Genomic DNA, 17,879 nt, shown 5'->3' on the forward strand with positions numbered 1-17,879 from the left:
AGTAAAAATCCGTAGAAATCTGCGTCAAAATTAAAACACGGATATTAAAAATATCCAAACCATTAGAAATTACAATATCAATATGGAAAAAAGAAAAATTGAAATAATGGACACGACGCTCCGTGATGGTGAACAAACCTCAGGAGTATCATTTTCTGCTGCAGAAAAGCTAACCATTGCGCAATTATTGTTGGAGGAATTAAATATTGATAGAATCGAAATTGCTTCGGCTCGTGTAAGTGAAGGAGAATTTCAAGCCGTAAAAGGCATTACATCCTGGGCGGAAGAACGAGGATATATTAACAGAATTGAAGTGCTTTCGTTTGTAGACGGAGGAGTTTCTATTGAATGGATGAAAAAAGCAGGCGCCAAAGTGCAGAATTTGTTGACCAAAGGCTCAATGAATCACTTAACGCATCAATTAAAAAAAACTCCTGAACAGCATTTTTCTGAAATTGCACAAATCATTGCTTTAGCAAAAGAAAATAATATTGAAACCAATGTTTATCTGGAAGATTGGAGCAACGGAATGCGAAATTCTCCTGAATACGTTTTTCAGTTTTTGGATTTTCTTTCTACCCAACCCGTTAAAAGAATTTTATTACCAGACACTTTAGGCGTTTTAATTCCGTCTCAGGCTTTTGAGTTTATTTCGAAAATTAGAACCAGATATCCACAAATACATTTTGATTTTCACGCACATAACGATTACGATTTGAGTGTTGCGAATGTCATGGAAGCCATAAAAGCAGGTATAAACGGACTTCACGTTACGGTAAACGGAATGGGAGAACGCGCCGGAAATGCGCCACTTGAAAGTACCGTTGCCGTGATAAATGATTATCTTCCGGAAGTTAGCATAAGCATTAAGGAAACCTCTTTATATAGTGTAAGTAAGCTGGTAGAAACTTTTACAGGTTATAGAATCCCAGCAAACAAACCAATTGTTGGCGATAATGTATTTACTCAAACTGCTGGAATTCACGCTGACGGTGACAATAAAAACAATTTATACTTTAATGATTTGCTTCCGGAACGCTTCGGGAGAAAACGAAAATACGCTTTAGGAAAAACTTCCGGAAAAGCCAATATCGAAAAAAATCTTCAGGAATTAGGTTTAAAATTAAATCAGGAAGATTTGAAATTAGTTACCCAAAGAATCATCGAATTAGGCGATAAAAAAGAAACTGTCACCAAAGAAGATCTTCCGTACATCATTTCAGATGTTCTGGACAGTCATACGTATCAAGATAAAATTACAATACAGTCCTACGTGTTAATGCATTCAAAAGGAACACGCCCATCATCAACATTGAGTTTAAATCTTGATGGAGAAATCATCGAAGAACATGCACAAGGAGATGGTCAGTTTGATGCTTTTATGAATGCTTTATCTAAAATTTATAAAAGTAAAAAACTAACGCTTCCAAAATTGATCGATTACGCTGTCAGAATTCCTCCAGGAAGTAGTTCTGACGCTTTATGCGAAACAATCATCACATGGACAAACAACGGAAAAGAATTTAAAACAAGAGGATTAGATTCTGATCAAACAGTTGCAGCGATTATCGCAACTCAAAAAATGCTTAATGTAGTAGCATAAAGCACTAAGGCGCTAAGACTCTAAGGTAGTAAGATTTTTTCTTTGAGCTTAGAGTCTTAGCATTTAAAAAGCCTTTAAAAAATAAAACTAAGCCGACAAGACTAAAAACCTTAGAATCTTAGCAACTCAGAATCTCAGAACCTTAAATAACACACATAGAATGAAATTAAACATAGCCCTTTTAGCAGGAGACGGAATTGGTCCTGAGGTAATTAATGAAGCAGTAAAAGTATCTGATGCTATTGCAAAAAAATTCAATCACGAAATAACTTGGACACCAGCTCTTACCGGAGCTTGCGCAATTGATGCTGTTGGAGTTCCTTATCCTGATGAAACGCATGAAATTTGTATGGCTGCCGATGCTGTTTTATTCGGAGCAATTGGTCACCCAAAATATGATAACGATCCAAGTGCGCCAGTTCGCCCGGAGCAAGGATTATTATTGATGCGTAAAAAATTAGGCTTATTCGCAAACGTGCGTCCTACTTTTACTTTCCCTTCTTTGATTGATAATTCTCCTTTAAAAAGAGAAAGAATCGAAGGAACTGATTTGGTTTTCTTAAGAGAATTAACAGGCGGAATTTACTTTGGAGAAAAAGGAAGAAAAGACGACGGAGAAACTGCTTTCGATAATTGTGTTTACACAAGAGTAGAAGTTCAGCGTTTAGCTAAAAAAGGTTTTGAACTTGCAATGACACGTAGCAAAAAATTATGTTGCGTTGATAAAGCTAACGTTTTGGAGACTTCTCGTCTATGGAGAGAAACAGTTCAGGCAATGGAAAAAGATTATCCTGAAGTTACCGTTTCATACGAATTTGTTGATGCTGTAGCGATGCGTTTAGTTCAATGGCCAAACTCTTACGATGTTTTAATTACTGAGAATTTATTCGGAGATATTTTGACAGACGAAGCTTCTGTAATTTCCGGATCAATGGGATTAATGCCATCTGCTTCTGTTGGAGAACATACTTCATTATACGAACCAATCCACGGATCTTATCCACAAGCAACTGGATTAAATATTGCTAATCCTTTGGCTACTATTTTATCTGCTGCAATGATGTTCGAAGATGCTTTCGGACTAAAAGACGAAGCCGAAGCTATCAGAGCGGTTGTAAACAAATCATTAGAACAAGGAATTGTTACTGAAGATCTAGCGGCAAAAGAATCTAAAGCATACAAAACCAGCGAAGTTGGTGACTGGTTGGTTGCTAATCTATAAAAAATTGCTTCACGTTTCGTAGAGGCGCATAGCAGTGCATCTAATATCACTAAGACGCACTGCTATGCGCCTCTACAAAAAACAAATTTTACTGCATAAAAAAAGGGATCAACATAAGTTGATCCCTTTTATATATTTAGAAAAAAATATTAATATCCTCCTCTGTTACCACCACGGTCGTTTCCACCACCACGGTTGTTTCCGTAACCTCCGCGAGAATCACCTCCACGGTTGTTATTGAAGCTTCTTCTTTCACCTTCAGGTTTCGGCTCAGATTTATTAACTACAATTGCACGACTTTGAACAGTAGCACCGTTCAATTCATCAATTGCTTTTTGAGCTTCCGCATCGTTTGGCATCTCTACGAAACCAAAACCTTTGCTTCTTCCTGTAAATTTATCAGTAATGATTTTAACTGAATCTACTGCTCCGTAAGCCTCGAAAGACTCTCTTAAATCTGCTTCCTCAATACTGAATGGAAGGCTTCCAACAAAAATGTTCATATGTACTTATTTATAATAATGTAGCAAATGTAGTCTTATTTTTCTCTAATCTACTATATATTAGTTTATTTATGTTTTTATTTTGATTTAAAAAATCAAAATGTAACAAAACTAATCCATCGCAAATGAAAAATTCAATTCTTAAAAGTTAGCAGTTGGAGTATATGGAATCTTATAAAAAACACCTTCTGTAAAAGTTACACTTGGATTTTCAAGATCTTTATCATCTGTATTTGGCGCATTAAACCTAAATGTTCCCGAAATGGTCATCTTTTCGGCATTAAATTCCGTAATCACAATTTGTCCGCTCCCTTTGTTTGTTCCAGTTGCAAACTCAGGTGTATCAGCCGTAAACCTATTCAAGTAAGAAGCCGTTGTTAGATTATCAACCCCAAGAATGTAAGTCTTTGGTGTAGGAGAAGGTAGTTTCAGGCTTACCGCATCAACTCCCAGACCTCCTTCAATAATTAAATCCCCGTTTGTTTTTGTATAAGCGGTATAATTTTGAGCTCTCCAGAAAACATTGTTTTTTAAACCCTGAAAGGCCGGAGTATTGAATTTTACATCTTCCGTACAAGATATAAGTAAAAAAGCAGTGATTATTAGGTAATAATATTTTTTCATAAAAAAATAAATTTCACGCAAATGTATTACATTTAAGATAAATAATTAAAAAAAGGGAAGTCAAAAAGGCTCTGGAAATTAGCGAAAATACATCTCCACCATAATTAATAGGCTTTAAAACGTATTATTCACAAAAAAATTATATCTTTGCGCCCTTAATTAACAGAGGTCGAGTACCTCAAAATTTAATCATACGATTATGTCAGTAAAAATTAGATTACAAAGACACGGTAAAAAAGGAAAACCTTTTTACTGGGTTGTAGCTGCAGATGCACGCTCAAAAAGAGATGGTAAATACTTAGAGAAAATCGGTACTTACAATCCAAACACTAACCCAGCAACTATCGACTTAAACCTTGATAGTGCAGTTAAATGGTTACACAATGGTGCACAACCAACTGATACTGCTAGAGCAATTCTTTCTTACAAAGGTGCTTTATTGAAACACCACCTTGATGGAGGTATCCGTAAAGGAGCTTTAACTCAAGAGCAAGCTGATGCTAAATTAGCTGCATGGTTAGAAGCTAAAGCTGGAAAAGTTGATGCTAAAAAAGACGGTTTAACAAAAGCGCAAGCTGATGCTAAAGCTAAAGCTTTTAAAGCAGAACAAGAAGTTAACGCTAAACGTTTAGCTGCTGCAGCTCAGGCTGAAGCTGATGCTATCGCTGCTGCAACTCCTGCAGTTGAAGAAGAAGTTACTGAAGTTGAAGCATCAACTGAAGAAGCTGCTACTGAAGAGAATAACGAAACAACTGAAGCATAATTATATTTAGCGAGAATGCGTAAAGAAGAATGTTTTTATTTAGGTAAAATCGCTAAAAAATTTAGTTTCAAAGGTGAAGTTCTGGCTTATTTAGACACGGACGAACCTGAGTTATACGAAAATCTGGAATCAGTGTTTGTTGAATGCAACAAACACTTGGTTCCTTTTTTTATTGAAACAAGTTCTTTACATAAAAACGATTTTCTTAGAATTCGTTTTGAAGATGTAAACAATGAGGAAGAAGCCGATGCTCTTATCGGTAATGCAATTTATCTTCCGTTAAGTATGTTGCCAAAACTCTCCGGCAACAAGTTTTATTTTCACGAAGTTATTGGTTTTGAAATTGAAGATCAACGCTTAGGTGTTTTTGGGAAAATTGCTGCCGTAAACGATTCAACTGCTCAACCTCTTTTTGAAGTTTTAAATGGCGAAGTCGAAATGCTAATTCCAATGATCGATCATTTTCTTGTGAAAATTGATCGTGAAAACAAAAAAGTTATCATGAATCTGCCTGAAGGTCTTGTTGAAATGTACTTATAAAAGTATTCAGCTCTCAGTTACAGTTTTCAGTTATTCTGATTCTTAAATTTTTATCTTTAAATTTTCAGTAATGTCTCAATTCACTTTCAAGCAATTCTCTATTCAACAAGATAAAACCGCAATGAAAGTAGGAACCGATGGCGTTTTATTAGGCTCTTGGGCTCCAATTTCAAACAATCCATTTAGCGTGTTAGATATCGGCGCAGGAACCGGAATTATTGCTTTGATGCTTGCTCAGCGAACTCATGCTGAACAAATTGATGCGCTGGAAATTGATGAAGATGCCTACGAACAAGCTGTTGGGAATTTTGAAAATTCACCTTGGGGAGATCGTTTATTTTGTTTTCATGCCGGTTTAGATGAATTTATCGAAGAACCGGAAGACGAATACGATCTGATTGTTTCGAATCCTCCGTTTTACTCCGAAGATTATAAATCCGAAAATGAACAACGCGATTTAGCTCGTTTTCAAGACGCAATGCCTTTTGAAGAACTAATTGAAGCTGCAGATTTACTACTTTCTGAAAACGGAATATTTGCCGTTATCCTTCCTTATAAAGAAGAACAAAACTTCATCGCTTTAGCAAAGGAATCTGAATTATATCCACTAAAAATCACCCGCGTCAAAGGAACTCCAAAGTCTGAAATTAAACGCAGTTTATTGGCTTTTAGCCGAAATGAAAATCCAGAAGTTGAAATCGATGAATTGACGATCGAAATCGACAGGCATGTTTATACTCCTGAATATATTAAACTTACCAAAGATTTTTATTTGAAGATGTAAGTTTTAAAATTCCATCTTTTTATTTTCGATTATAAAATTATTGTTTTTCCAATATTCAAGATCTTCAACAAATTTCGGGTCTAATTTTAGACGGTCAATTGGTCTTTTTATTACCGATACTTTTTCTGTAATAATATCCTCCGACATTAAATCATAATCTGAATTCTCACTGCTTACTAGTTTTTTATCTGACACTGAAAAATAGTTACTTTCTACTTTCTCATTACAGTAATTAATAAAATAGCGTCCATTGACATTTTTGTATGTTTGCGTCATTTTCAATGACGATTCTATTACAATGTCATCATTATCATTTGATCTATTCCTATTCAAAACTACATACTGCTCAAATTTCACAATTGCAAAAGAATCTGTTTCAATATAAATAAATCCTATTGCCGATTGTGGCGCAGGATTTCCAAAACCAGTAGAAAAAATTGTTGGATTTACATTTGTAAAACTAATTACATACACCTTTTTACCACAATAAGTTGTTGTTCCTTCTTTCTTTAATTCAAAATCTTTTGTTTCATATAATAAATTCTGATTGCTTAGCATTATGTTCCTAAAAATTACCACACCAAAATATCCAATTCCTTTCCAATTTTCAATTGTTTCTGAATCTACTTTCTTTCGAAATTGTAATATTTCTCCATAATAATTTGCCGCAGCATCTTCTGAAACTTTAATTCCGTTTGGACTGTAGGTATCAATTGATGCTTCTTCATTTATTGTAAAAACATTATCTTTATTCGTTTGAGCCCTAAAAAAGAATTTCTGATTAAATGGTTTTTGATAATAATTCTTCTCAATATTTTCTTTTGCTTTTTTTAAAATTGCTAATGCTGATAATGTTTTTGATTTCTTTTTAGAAGAAACCACAACTGTTTCATTCAACAAAACTTCAACATCTTTTTCTTTATTCAATTTAATCTGCAAGGACTCACTTTGCCTTTTTTCAAGTTCTGAAACCATAATAGTGTCTGAAGAATATCCTAAAGCCGAAATAATTAATTTATCATTAAAGCTACCTTTAGAAATATTGAATTGAAAGTTTCCTTCTGAATTAGCGACTACACTTTTATTGCAATTAAGAAGATAAAGATCAGCATTCGAAATTTTATCGTTTGTTTTTGAATCTATAACCTTTCCGGAAATACTAAAAACATCGTATAAAACTTTAGTTTTTTGAGAATACAAAACAGATTGCACCATGAAAACTATTAAAAGAGTCCATTTTTTATTTTTTAATGCTATCATTTTTTGAGCTTAAAATCAATTTTTACTTCCCGTTTTTAGCAAAAAGAATTGCGCGATCCAGAACCTCATCTTTACCTTGCTGAACTCCCAAAATAGTAGGCTTTACTTCGATATCCGGAATAATTCCAACACGTTGTGTTTCTTTTCTATTGGGATAAAAAATTCCAAAACCTGTAAATATTGTTGGATATCCTTTTATAATTTCATATTTGCAGACACCTCCATCAGCGCCAGCAGTTTGACTTCCAATAATTGTAGCATTTGGTGCCGCTTGTAAACACATTACTAAATGTTCTCCGTGACTTTGTGTTTTTTCATTTTCTAAAATAATCACTTTTCCTTTGTAGTAATCTGGATTTGTTTTGCCTGTTTTTTGATCTTCTCTCCAGGTAAATTTGCCGGGATAAGTCAAATCAACATCAATAAATTTTGCATACGCTTTTTCTTCCGGATATAAATATTGCGCTATATCTTCCTCAATATTGGGTTCCTGCGGATATTTTCGAGCATCAAAAACTATAGCTTTTGTATTTTTGAATTGCTCCATAACTGCCGGAAGTTCGTCTTTGTTAATTGATTCTACATCAATATATCCAATATTACCTTCTAAAAGTTTCCACTTTTCTTCATCCTTATACTGAATTTTTAAATTCTGATATTTATAACGTTTAATAGTTTTAACTAAAGTGTTATTGTTTCGGTTAAATTCAATCTCAAATGTTTCAGTTTTTCCGTTAAAAACTGCCCAATAAATATTTTTTAAAATCGCAGGCCTATTTGAACCTTCTGCATATTTTAAATTTTCGTTAATCAAATTTTCAACTGTTTTTCCTTCTACTTTTGTAATCACATCTCCAATTCTGATATCATCTACTTTTGCCAAAGAATCATTTTTCAGATTAACAACAACGGCTTTATTATCAATAAATACTACATCAAAAGGGGTAAATTTATCTCCAAAATAATCAAACATTTTATTGGTTTGCGTAGATGCATGCGTATCATCGAGTTTTATTGAAATTTCGCGCATTGCTAAAACAAAATCTTTTTCAGATTCCGGCGCTATAAATCTGGGCAACATTTCGATCAAAACAGTATCCCAATTTTCATCCATTTTATATTTGTATGGAAAAAAATATTCCATTTGATTCCAATAACGAAATAAGGCTAAAAGGCGTAAATTTTTATCAGACCATTTGAAATCCGGATATTTAACCTCGTTTTGAACTTTGATATAAGGATCTGAAATGTAATAAAATTGTTTTCCCTGAATCCTGTTTTCCTCAATAAACTTTAGTTTTTTTGAAAGTGATTTAGAGAACAAATCATTTTTTGAAATCCATGATAAATCAAAGTTTTTATCAAATGATTCCTTTTTTACTGTTGATCTTGCAGCTTCATATTTTTTAACTTCTCCCAAAGAAACAATCCAATTTTCAATCACTAACGAAAATGCTTCTGCAGTTTGTGCTTCTTCAACCTTTGGCAGAATTTGAAACAATTGTTCGTCCCAATTTTTGCTCCCATCGGTCACATTTGGATGATAAAATTTTAGAAAACCCCAAACCTTACAGGTTGCTGCCAATTTTTGGGTTTCGGTTATGGGTTTTGAAAAAGAATATTGGAATAATAAAACAAGAACGATTAGTAAAGCTTTTTTCATTTAAAAATATTGATTTGGTTGATTAGTACTTAAGGATATTTTAAACCTGTTCAAAAATACTCTTGAACTGGTACAGGATTCTTTCGATCAGTCTTAGATCTTCAGTTACGATTTCCGCACTTCCTTTCATTTCCTGTTGAAATACGATTTGTTTTTTGTAAGAGGTTTCAAGTCCATTTGGGAGTGCGACATCCAGCAATATATTTCCATCTTTATCAGGAACTAGAGAAATATTTTTGATTTTACCTCTTAGAACACCAAATTCTCTGTCCGGAAAATTTGCCAGTCTGATGTTTACCTTTTGCCCCACTTTTATTTTTCCTGAATTCAAAGCCGGAGCTTTTACTTTTCCAACAAAACCGTTTTTTGCATCGGGAATTATAGAAAAAACATTATCACCAACATTTATCGTTTGATTCTCTGTCCAAACCTGCAAAAAAGTAACTACTCCGCTTACAGATGTTTTTAAGGTGTAGGCCAATTCCCAGTCTTTTATCACTTTTTTGAGCTGATAAAACGATTGTGCCATGTTACGTCCCAGGTTAACTTCTTCTTTAGTGCTATTTATATGCGAATTCTGACTTGATTTTGTATTATCTATCAAAGAGGACCTTAATTGCGAAATCGACGACAATAAGCCTTTATAGCTCTTCTGAGCCTGCAGATAAGTCAGTTTCTTGGCTTCCATTTCCTGTGCCGAGATAATCCCTTTATTGAACAAGGTTTCAAAACGTGCAATTTCATTTTTCTGAAGCTGCAATTCGCTCTCGTTTATCACTTTTTGCTGTTGCAGAATTTCCAGTCTTTCTTTGATCTGAACTTTCTCCGAAACCTGTGCCCTACTTTCGACTTCAAAGGGCTGTAAATCCTCATTTAATTGTTCTGCCTGATAATCTTTTTGAAAAACCGCATAAGCACTTTCAATCTCACCCAACTGACTGTTTTTGAGCAAAGCAAACGGAAATGCTTTTTTTGAATCGTTGACATTGTACTTGTCAACTATACTTTTTAGTAAAAAAACATCTTTATAATTGGCAGTATTTTCAATAATAGCCAATGTCGTATTTTTAGGAACTATTGCTTTATTCTTTACTAAAATAGCTTCGATTCTGCCTGATGATTTCGAAACTATTTTCTCTGGCGGAATATTTGTTGTGATCACAATTTCGGTCTTTACAACATCCGGATATTTGATAAACCAGGATACAAAAAACAACAAAAATATAATAGCAAATATCAAAACGGTTCCCCAACGTATCATCCAGTGTGGTACCTTGGTGAGAATATCCTGTACTTCTTCGCTTCGTAATTCAAATGTATCTTCTGCCATGATTTAATTTCCTAATTGTAATTGGTTTCGAACCAATTCAAAATAATTTCCTTTTTGCTGTACTAATGCCGAGTGTGATCCTATTTCGATAATTTTTCCTTTATCCAGAACTACAATCTGATCTGCATTCATCACCGTGCTTAAACGGTGTGCAATTACGACGACGGTTTTTTCCTTGAAGAAAACATCAAGCTTTCGCATAATTTCTTTCTCATTATTAGCATCTAATGCTGATGTTGCTTCGTCAAAAAACAATATCTCCGGATTTTTATAAACAGCTCTTGCAATCAGTAATCTTTGTTTTTGTCCAGTGCTCATTCCGGTGCCTTCTGAGCCAATTTTTGTATTATAACCTAATGGCAAACTTGATATATATTCTTTTATATTAGCTACATCTGCGGCATATATTAAGCGTTCTTTATCAACTTTATCAACTCCTATTGCTATATTATTGGCGATGGTATCATTAAAAATAAAGCCTTCCTGCATAACAGCGCCAATATTGGATCTCCAGGCTTTTTGCGAAATGTTTTTTAACTGTGAATTGCCAATATTGATTTCTCCTTTTTCAGGTTCATAAAACTTAAGGAGCAATTTCATCAAAGTGGTTTTTCCGCTTCCGCTAACGCCCACTATTGCTGTTACTTTATTGGAGGGAATTATTAAACTCAAATCATCCAAAACCGGAATATCAGATCCTAAATAACGATACGAAACATTCTTTATCTCGATATCTGAATCATATGGAACTTCATGGGTTTGATGTATTTCCTGCTCGGTTTCATCTTCTTTTTCATGAATTTCAGACAATCTCGCCAAAGAGATTTTTGCATCCTGAAGTTCTCTGACAAATTCTATAAGCTGAGTAATTGGTCCGTTTAAACTTCCAACAATCGAACTAATAGCTAACATCATCCCCAGGGTTATTGAACCATCAATTACTAATTTTGCCGATAAGAATATGATAAAAATATTCTTTAATTCATTGATTACAGAGGAGCCTATGGTTTGAGTTTGTTCTAAAATCAATCCTTTTATCGAAACTCTAAAAAGTCTTGCCTGAACATATTCCCAGCCCCAGCGTTTTTGTTTTTCGGCATTGTGGAGCTTGATTTCCTGCATTCCGTTGATAAGCTCCATCACTTTACTCTGTTCTTGCGAAACTTCAGCAAATCGTTTGTAATCCAGAACTTCTCGTCGTTTTAAAAACAGGGTTATCCATCCAAAATAAAAAAAACTTCCGACAAAGAAAACAAAGAAAATCTGCAGGTTAAAATATGCCAAAACACCTCCCATGACAAACATGTTAATCACAGAAAACAAAACATTTATTGATGAAGTCGTCAGAATCTTTTCGATTCTTCGATGATCGTTAATTCTTTGCATGATATCTCCTGTCATGCGAACATCAAAAAATGAAATAGGCAGATTCATTAGTTTTATAAAAAAATCTGAAATCAAAGAGATGTTTATTCGGGTAGAAAGATGCAGTAATATCCAACTTCTGATAAGTTCCAAACCAGTTCTCCCTGCAAAAAGAAATAATTGCGCAAAAAGTATTAAATAAATAAAATTAATATTTTGATTCTGAATCCCAATATCTACAATACTTTGGGTTAAAAACGGAAAAATTAACTGTATCAAACTGCTAGCCAGTAATCCTATGCTTAATTGAATCAAAAATGATTTATATCTCAAAACATATTGTGACAGTAATTTGAATCCTAATCCTTTGTGGTCTTCCTTATCAAAATCAGATTGGAAAAATTTAGGCGTTGCTTCGATCAATAATGCGATTCCTTCTTCTGTAGTTTCATCGGCATTATTTCCAATCCAGAATTTAAGAAAATCCTGTTTGTTATATTGAATCAGACCAAAAGCCGGATCTGAAATATAGTAGGTATCTTTTTTTACTTTGTAAAGTACAACATAATGATTCTGGTTCCAATGCAAAACACATGGAAGCGGAGCTTCATCTAATCTTTCGGCACTTATTTTTACACCAAGGGTTCTAAAACCAATTTTCTCTGCAGCATCACTTAAAAAAAGCAAATTACTTCCCTCCCGAGTTGTTTCGCTAATGTCTCTCAACTCCTGAATGTTGATTGTCTTACCGTAATGTTTGGCTATTATTTTTAAACATGTAGGGCCGCAATCTTTATGATCAGCTTGTATATAATTGGTAAATTTTTTCAATTCTTAATTAATTTTCTACCTTTTATGGTAAATTTTAGTTTTGCTAATGTAATATTTATCAGGAACTTTTCTCACTATTTTTTTCTTTATAATTCTTCGTTAGCCAAAACAAATCATACATAATTAAATACCTAAAACTTTCATTTTCTGTTTGCAAATTAAAAAGGTTTATTCGAAGAAACAAATTATTATAAAAATGAAAGAGCAATCCTTCTTGAAGAAACAGTTAAAGAAATAAATTAAAATATCTATATAAAAGAAACCGCCAAAATAAAATATAAGGCGGTTTTTTTTGTTGTAAATATGAAAATTAACTATCTAACCAACAGTTTTCTTCAATAACTGCTGCACAAGTTTCTCCTTCACCGGGATGTATAACACCAGCGAAAATACCAGTTCCAGGGCAATAACAAGCCTCCATTCCGACTCCTCCGCCGTTAATACTTTTCTTTTCACTAACACTTAAAATTTCAACTCCGATTAAATCTTTCAATCTTTTCATAATTTGTTTTTTGATTTGTTATTACTTCAATCACTTTAAGACAGTTGAAGCATCTGTCTGTTAAAAAACTATCATTGTAATTATTACCGGTTATTCTATAAATAAAAAAAACAGAAAGGAAATAATTCTCCTTTCTGTTAAGTATTTAAAAACGTTATTATCAGTAATCCAATTTCTGTAGGACATGGCACTGGTTAACCCTAACCAAATAAAATCAACTCAGTGACCAATTTTCCTAAAGAATCCCAACACCAATCATCAATGTGGGGAATTTGCTCAATGTTCCACGATCGAGCGCCTACAAATTAAAAAAAACATGACTAAATTCTAAAAAAGGCTATATCGTAATTACTTCTAAAAAAGTTAAAAATCAACAACAAAGACGAACCGAGTCGCAAATACCGGGCAACGTATCCATAGGACAAGTTCCTCCAACAGGTATTAAAACACATCCCGCTTCAATCGCGTAAATCCAACATTCAGGAATTCCTCCCTGCATTGTTTTTTGCTCATTTTTTGTGATTCTATGAGCATTTTCCAGATTTAAAATTTTCTTTAACATTTTATATTTTTTAATGTTATTTACCTCATCCTAACAGGCATCTCCTACAATTGAGCACTTATTATTTCCTAAATAAACAGGTCTGTAATAAGGATCATAATTCAAACAAACCGTTTCGCTTGCATTCCACGTAACATATCCACAAATTGGCTCAACTGGATAAGCACCACCATTAATACTCTTTTTCTCGAAAATGCTTAATTCCTGCGCTCCTTCTAAGTTTAAAATGTTTTTTAACATAATCTTCAATTTTTAGTTCTCCTTACATTTATTCAAAACAACAACTTATTTTTATTCTTGCATTCTTGTGAAATGCAGAGAAGCTTTTAAACTTCTCCACACTGTTTTCTTTTTACAAGCATTTATAATATCCTCTATTAATATCCCAACACATTCCAACTTCAGGGTCGGTTCCGCCTGCAGTATTTTTTTGTTCTTCTTTTGATAATTTTTTAGTACCCTCTGTCTTTAAAAATTTTTCTAACATGATTTGTGTTTTTTGTTTCTTAATAATAGACCTTCAAACATTTTAAGACATTTGAAGATTCTGTCTGTATTTTTTATGCCGTTTTTTCAAAAATTTCAACCTCTTCAACAAAATCGTTCAAAAAGTATTTCAACTCACTTAATTCATATTCGTTTGGAAACAATTTGTCGTTTACAATTTTAACTGGCGTATAATTAAAATTATTCTTAGAACACCATTCGTATTGTTTGTTTATTTCCTGCGTTATCATCATACTAACCGAATCAACATTCCATTTTTTCATCCATTTCTTCAAGCTCATCTTTTTAATGTGCCAGTCTGAAATAGCTTCAACCGTTTTTCCAGGTGTTGATCTGTTTATTGATAAAAGTCTTTCAACAATAACTTTGTATTGATTATCATTATTTTCCGGATTAATATTGAATAGAACATTCAGAAATATTTTGTCCGGATATTTTAAAACTAAATCGAATCCTTCCTGAAACGTTTTATGACAATGTCCACAACTTGGACTTATTATTATTGAAAGTTTTACAGCAGCATTTCTGTTTCCAAAATTCAACCCTCTCAAGTCTTCAAATCCTTTAGTATTAGGCACTTTCTTAGACAAAAAATTCAATAAAGAATAATTTCTTTTAAACTTTTTTAATTCTTTTAGCGAGTTTTCATTCTTCAAAATATTTTGTATCATTGATTTGATAACATACCAAATTGGCACAAGAAATAGCAATGAAAAAAAGAATGGAAAAACATTTTCAAAACTAAAACTCAACGTAAATAAATCTGATGAAAACCAAACAATACTTTGCGTAAAGATCAAGAATGAAACTATCAGACACATAACGCACCATTTTTGAATTTCAAACTTTTGAATCCAAATCGAAGAAACTATTACAGGAATTGCCAGTAAACTTAAAAATCCAATAAAAATTGCTGAATTTAGAGGTTGAATTAAAATTGATATATAACTCGCACTGAAAAAAAGCAATGGCAAATCTGAAAAATTAATCCATTTATTTTGGATTCCCACATTAGCGTTTAGAACTGAATCACAAGAAGAGTTAGAACTTAAATTGCAAATTTTTGAAATTATATTGTTTTTAAAACCCAACTTTTCCTGAACTATTAAAACACTTACAACCAATCCTAAAATTGATGTTCCTAAAAAAATAAGACTGAACCAATTATAGGTATTATAGAAAAATGATAATCCTGTTAAAAGCAAAAGAGGAAAAAAATATTTCACCCAATTGTATTCTATTTTCAAATTTTCTCTCTCTACAATATTATTAGGTTCTATAGCTACAATTACTCCATTCCAGTCTAAAAGGAATTTTTCATAAGCCATTTTATAGTTTCTTTTTTTCTGACTATTAATAAGAACGAAATTTTTAGCCTTTTCTACCAATATAAGTTCTTCTTTAAAATAAGCTAAAAAATTTGTAGGCAAATCGACAATCTGCTCTTTCGAAACTCTTACCGCAGCATTCTCTATAGATAGTAAATCAAAAGAATCTGTTATAGCAAATAGACTTGGATAATTAGGATGAGAAAGAAACAGATCCTTAAACTCATTTTTAATTTCCGAGTATCTATTTATTTGAAGAAATTTTTGGACAAGTTTTAACATCTTTTTCGGCTGTTTAAAATCATAATTACAATACAAATATTGCTGTTTTTATTCGAAAAATAATCACAAAAGCAGACATTTTATCAATTATACTACATACAATTTATAAATTATACCAGTCACATTGAAAGATTTAATAAACTGATAAACAGCTATTTATGTCGATTTATTTTTTACAAAAAGCCGAAAAACGTCATTCTCGATTAAGGGTTTTGCTTTTTGTCTAGTTTTGACAATGTAATAACCTTAACACATAAAAACATGGCAACTCGAGCATTAAAACTAGAAGATTTTGGAGCACAAAAATTATCAAATAATCAACAAAAAATCGTTCGCGGAGGAGACACTCCTACTATACCTGCACCGATACCAACACCACAAGAAAATGATCCTGGAAAAGGAGGTAACACTCCTGCAGGATAAATAAATTACTTTATTGATAAGCTAAATATTATTCGCAAACTGAGCCGGAGAAACTCCGGTTCTTTTGCGAAATGATTTTGCAAAAGAACCTGCGTTTTTAAATCCTACGCTTTCTGCGGTAGCTTGTGTAGATTTTTTTCGATAAGTTTCACTGGTAATCATCTTATTAATTGCATAATTAATTTTTAGCTCATTGGTATATTCTCCAAATGATTTTCCAAATCGCTTATTGACTACATAAGATAGGTAAGTAGTATTTGTTTTGATTTTTTTTGCCACATAAGCTAATGTGAAGCCGGTATTCAAGTATTCTAAGTTATTTTCAAGCTCTAAAAGCTTTTCGACGATTTCATTTTCTTTAGCCAGATCAATGCATAAACTTGCATTTTCAGTTTTTATAGATTCAAGTAATTTCACTTTGGCAAAACTACCATTTTCCTTTTCCATATCTGCTTTAAGTTCCTGTATTATGGCACTCATCTTTTTATTGGCCTTATTTTTATCTCTATTGCTTTTTACCAAGAGCGTAACAGTTCCAATAATTAAAAATATATAAAACCCTTTCAGGCTTTTATCTAAAAAAAGATCTTTCTTATAATTTTGCTCAACAGCAATCATCTCCTCTGTCTGAGAATCAACCCCTTGTAACTCATTTACGCCTGATCTCTCTTTCTTTAATTTTTCCTCGTATTTTTTTTTACTATCTAAGTAAATTTTAGAATGCTCATAAGCCAGTTCCGGCTTTTTAAGAATTGTATAAATTTTTGATTGATAATAATTAGATTTTAGGTAATCTAACTCATTCGAATTACTTAAAATCGCAAGAGAATCTGTATTCTTATAAAAAAACAATGCTTTATCGTACTTTTTCTGGGTATAACAAACATCTCCTAAATTAAAATTGGCACTACATAATAACTCTTTCTGATCATTCTCCTCGCAAAGAAGTACAACCTGATAATATGCTTTTTCAGCATCTTTTAGATTACCTTTCCAATTATAGACATTTCCTAAGTTTAATTTTGCCGTGATTTTATTAAAAAGATAATTATCCGAATAATCAACTGTCTTCTTATAATAATACTCGGCTGAATCTAACAAGTACCTTTTGCTTTTATTTGCCTTAAAGTAATCTTCATAAGAACCTCCTAAACTGAGATTAATGTTACTTTTTTTATTCAGAAAACTTTCTTTATCAAATAAATCTTTATTCTCATGAAGAAATTTATCAAGGTCTTTTCCATTTTTAATCGCTAATTTATAGTTTCCTACTACTTCGTTAGCCAAGACAATATTGGCCTTAAAGTTAACCAGTTGATTAATATCTCCTATTTTTTCCGAAAGTTTGATTCCCTGATGAAATTTTTCAATTGCGGCACTAAAATTTCTTCTGTCAAACTCTGCCAACCCGCCGTAATTATAGATATAGGATTGCAATTGTATCTTATCTTTAGAATCAGGCACTTTGTCCAGATAATAAAGTGCTGTTTTATATTTTTCTTTTGATAATTCTGTTTTTCCTTTATTTTGCCATAAAACTGATAATGCCGCATTTGCAAAAGCCAAATGCTTATTGCTATTTGATTTTGCCATTTGATTTGCGTATACAAGAGAACTATCTGTATTTGCATTAAAATTTGTTCTGATTTTATGTCTCAAAATTGCATACTCCTCTTCAGACATCGAATTTGTATGTTGAGCACAAGTAGCATTGAGAATAAAAAAGAATAAAAAACTAACAATCAGCCTCATGAGTTTGTTTTTGGAATTTCAAAAATAACTTATTC

General features: G+C 32.6%; 18 protein-coding genes. 6 read left to right on the forward strand and 12 right to left on the reverse strand.

Features of this window, described 5'->3' with window-relative positions:
- Window positions 1-82 precede the first annotated feature (82 nt).
- Both C8C83_RS07515 and leuB read left to right on the forward strand, forming a co-directional pair.
- Window positions 83-1,603 carry an alpha-isopropylmalate synthase regulatory domain-containing protein gene (locus tag C8C83_RS07515; RefSeq protein WP_121327473.1) on the forward strand — a complete coding sequence of 507 codons (1,521 nt, stop codon included), beginning with the start codon at window positions 83-85 and terminating at the stop codon, window positions 1,601-1,603.
- Between the two features lie 160 nt (window positions 1,604-1,763).
- Complete coding sequence (gene leuB, locus C8C83_RS07520) at window positions 1,764-2,825, forward strand: 3-isopropylmalate dehydrogenase (protein WP_121327475.1); 1,062 nt, start codon at window positions 1,764-1,766, stop codon at window positions 2,823-2,825.
- A 149-nt stretch (window positions 2,826-2,974) separates the two neighbouring features.
- On the opposite strand, the gene C8C83_RS07525 is transcribed toward leuB, so the two are convergent.
- Together C8C83_RS07525 and C8C83_RS07530 are read right to left on the reverse strand one after the other, a co-directional pair.
- Window positions 2,975-3,328, reverse strand: coding sequence for an RNA-binding protein (locus C8C83_RS07525; protein WP_121327477.1), 354 nt, complete (start codon window positions 3,326-3,328; stop codon window positions 2,975-2,977).
- Window positions 3,329-3,469: 141 nt separating this feature from the next.
- The gene (locus C8C83_RS07530; protein ID WP_121327479.1) at window positions 3,470-3,952 is read right to left on the reverse strand and encodes a DUF6252 family protein; all 483 of its coding nucleotides are present in this window, start codon (window positions 3,950-3,952) and stop codon (window positions 3,470-3,472) included.
- Between the two features lie 199 nt (window positions 3,953-4,151).
- Here C8C83_RS07530 and C8C83_RS07535 point away from each other — a divergent pair, with 199 nt between their 5' ends.
- The 3 genes from C8C83_RS07535 to C8C83_RS07545 all read left to right on the forward strand — a co-directional run bounded on the left by C8C83_RS07535 (window position 4,152) and on the right by C8C83_RS07545 (window position 6,039).
- A complete protein-coding gene (locus tag C8C83_RS07535; RefSeq protein ID WP_121327481.1) occupies window positions 4,152-4,715 on the forward strand; it encodes a 30S ribosomal protein S16 in 564 nt (187 codons plus the stop codon).
- A 15-nt stretch (window positions 4,716-4,730) separates the two neighbouring features.
- Window positions 4,731-5,255 (forward strand): ribosome maturation factor RimM, encoded by a 525-nt coding sequence (rimM, locus tag C8C83_RS07540; RefSeq protein WP_121327483.1) that lies wholly within the window; start codon window positions 4,731-4,733, stop codon window positions 5,253-5,255.
- A gap of 70 nt (window positions 5,256-5,325) precedes the next feature.
- On the forward strand, window positions 5,326-6,039 hold the full coding sequence (locus tag C8C83_RS07545; protein ID WP_121327485.1) for a methyltransferase: 714 nt from the start codon (window positions 5,326-5,328) through the stop codon (window positions 6,037-6,039).
- Between the two features lie 3 nt (window positions 6,040-6,042).
- Here C8C83_RS07545 and C8C83_RS07550 read toward each other — a convergent pair whose 3' ends face one another.
- From C8C83_RS07550 to C8C83_RS07585, 9 genes are all read right to left on the reverse strand, one after another.
- The gene (locus tag C8C83_RS07550) at window positions 6,043-7,299 is read right to left on the reverse strand and encodes a carboxypeptidase-like regulatory domain-containing protein (protein ID WP_121327487.1); all 1,257 of its coding nucleotides are present in this window, start codon (window positions 7,297-7,299) and stop codon (window positions 6,043-6,045) included.
- A gap of 22 nt (window positions 7,300-7,321) precedes the next feature.
- Window positions 7,322-8,962, reverse strand: a complete 1,641-nt coding sequence (locus C8C83_RS07555; protein WP_121327489.1) for a S41 family peptidase — start codon at window positions 8,960-8,962, stop codon at window positions 7,322-7,324.
- Window positions 8,963-9,002: 40 nt separating this feature from the next.
- A complete protein-coding gene (locus tag C8C83_RS07560) occupies window positions 9,003-10,292 on the reverse strand; it encodes an HlyD family efflux transporter periplasmic adaptor subunit (protein WP_121327491.1) in 1,290 nt (429 codons plus the stop codon).
- 3 nt (window positions 10,293-10,295) lie between these two features.
- Window positions 10,296-12,488, reverse strand: a complete 2,193-nt coding sequence (locus C8C83_RS07565) for a peptidase domain-containing ABC transporter (protein ID WP_121327492.1) — start codon at window positions 12,486-12,488, stop codon at window positions 10,296-10,298.
- A gap of 310 nt (window positions 12,489-12,798) precedes the next feature.
- Window positions 12,799-12,990, reverse strand: coding sequence for a hypothetical protein (locus C8C83_RS07570; protein ID WP_121327494.1), 192 nt, complete (start codon window positions 12,988-12,990; stop codon window positions 12,799-12,801).
- A gap of 370 nt (window positions 12,991-13,360) precedes the next feature.
- Window positions 13,361-13,552, reverse strand: a complete 192-nt coding sequence (locus C8C83_RS07575; protein ID WP_121327496.1) for a hypothetical protein — start codon at window positions 13,550-13,552, stop codon at window positions 13,361-13,363.
- A gap of 30 nt (window positions 13,553-13,582) precedes the next feature.
- Complete coding sequence (locus C8C83_RS07580; protein WP_121327498.1) at window positions 13,583-13,792, reverse strand: hypothetical protein; 210 nt, start codon at window positions 13,790-13,792, stop codon at window positions 13,583-13,585.
- 112 nt (window positions 13,793-13,904) lie between these two features.
- On the reverse strand, window positions 13,905-14,039 hold the full coding sequence (locus tag C8C83_RS27450) for a hypothetical protein (protein WP_255416694.1): 135 nt from the start codon (window positions 14,037-14,039) through the stop codon (window positions 13,905-13,907).
- Window positions 14,040-14,112: 73 nt separating this feature from the next.
- Window positions 14,113-15,669 (reverse strand): vitamin K epoxide reductase family protein, encoded by a 1,557-nt coding sequence (locus tag C8C83_RS07585; protein WP_121327499.1) that lies wholly within the window; start codon window positions 15,667-15,669, stop codon window positions 14,113-14,115.
- Between the two features lie 261 nt (window positions 15,670-15,930).
- Here C8C83_RS07585 and C8C83_RS07590 point away from each other — a divergent pair, with 261 nt between their 5' ends.
- Complete coding sequence (locus tag C8C83_RS07590) at window positions 15,931-16,092, forward strand: rSAM-modified peptide (protein ID WP_121327501.1); 162 nt, start codon at window positions 15,931-15,933, stop codon at window positions 16,090-16,092.
- Window positions 16,093-16,113: 21 nt separating this feature from the next.
- On the opposite strand, the gene C8C83_RS07595 is transcribed toward C8C83_RS07590, so the two are convergent.
- The gene (locus C8C83_RS07595; protein ID WP_121327503.1) at window positions 16,114-17,844 is read right to left on the reverse strand and encodes an AraC family transcriptional regulator; all 1,731 of its coding nucleotides are present in this window, start codon (window positions 17,842-17,844) and stop codon (window positions 16,114-16,116) included.
- Window positions 17,845-17,879 lie beyond the last annotated feature (35 nt).

Source organism: Flavobacterium sp. 90 (genome assembly GCF_004339525.1).
GTDB lineage: Bacteria > Bacteroidota > Bacteroidia > Flavobacteriales > Flavobacteriaceae > Flavobacterium.

What these genes read in the sequence shown, in the direction of transcription:
- C8C83_RS07535 (WP_121327481.1), top strand. Translation starts at nt 4,152, where the DNA reads ATGTCAGTAAAAATTAGATTACAAAGACACGGTAAAAAAGGAAAACCT.
- C8C83_RS07585 (WP_121327499.1), bottom strand. Translation starts at nt 15,669, where the DNA reads ATGTTAAAACTTGTCCAAAAATTTCTTCAAATAAATAGATACTCGGAA.
- C8C83_RS07515 (WP_121327473.1), top strand. Translation starts at nt 83, where the DNA reads ATGGAAAAAAGAAAAATTGAAATAATGGACACGACGCTCCGTGATGGT.
- C8C83_RS07530 (WP_121327479.1), bottom strand. Translation starts at nt 3,952, where the DNA reads ATGAAAAAATATTATTACCTAATAATCACTGCTTTTTTACTTATATCT.
- leuB (WP_121327475.1), top strand. Translation starts at nt 1,764, where the DNA reads ATGAAATTAAACATAGCCCTTTTAGCAGGAGACGGAATTGGTCCTGAG.
- C8C83_RS07560 (WP_121327491.1), bottom strand. Translation starts at nt 10,292, where the DNA reads ATGGCAGAAGATACATTTGAATTACGAAGCGAAGAAGTACAGGATATT.
- rimM (WP_121327483.1), top strand. Translation starts at nt 4,731, where the DNA reads ATGCGTAAAGAAGAATGTTTTTATTTAGGTAAAATCGCTAAAAAATTT.
- C8C83_RS07555 (WP_121327489.1), bottom strand. Translation starts at nt 8,962, where the DNA reads ATGAAAAAAGCTTTACTAATCGTTCTTGTTTTATTATTCCAATATTCT.
- C8C83_RS07580 (WP_121327498.1), bottom strand. Translation starts at nt 13,792, where the DNA reads ATGTTAAAAAACATTTTAAACTTAGAAGGAGCGCAGGAATTAAGCATT.
- C8C83_RS07570 (WP_121327494.1), bottom strand. Translation starts at nt 12,990, where the DNA reads ATGAAAAGATTGAAAGATTTAATCGGAGTTGAAATTTTAAGTGTTAGT.
- C8C83_RS27450 (WP_255416694.1), bottom strand. Translation starts at nt 14,039, where the DNA reads ATGTTAGAAAAATTTTTAAAGACAGAGGGTACTAAAAAATTATCAAAA.
- C8C83_RS07545 (WP_121327485.1), top strand. Translation starts at nt 5,326, where the DNA reads ATGTCTCAATTCACTTTCAAGCAATTCTCTATTCAACAAGATAAAACC.
- C8C83_RS07550 (WP_121327487.1), bottom strand. Translation starts at nt 7,299, where the DNA reads ATGATAGCATTAAAAAATAAAAAATGGACTCTTTTAATAGTTTTCATG.
- C8C83_RS07575 (WP_121327496.1), bottom strand. Translation starts at nt 13,552, where the DNA reads ATGTTAAAGAAAATTTTAAATCTGGAAAATGCTCATAGAATCACAAAA.
- C8C83_RS07590 (WP_121327501.1), top strand. Translation starts at nt 15,931, where the DNA reads ATGGCAACTCGAGCATTAAAACTAGAAGATTTTGGAGCACAAAAATTA.
- C8C83_RS07525 (WP_121327477.1), bottom strand. Translation starts at nt 3,328, where the DNA reads ATGAACATTTTTGTTGGAAGCCTTCCATTCAGTATTGAGGAAGCAGAT.
- C8C83_RS07595 (WP_121327503.1), bottom strand. Translation starts at nt 17,844, where the DNA reads ATGAGGCTGATTGTTAGTTTTTTATTCTTTTTTATTCTCAATGCTACT.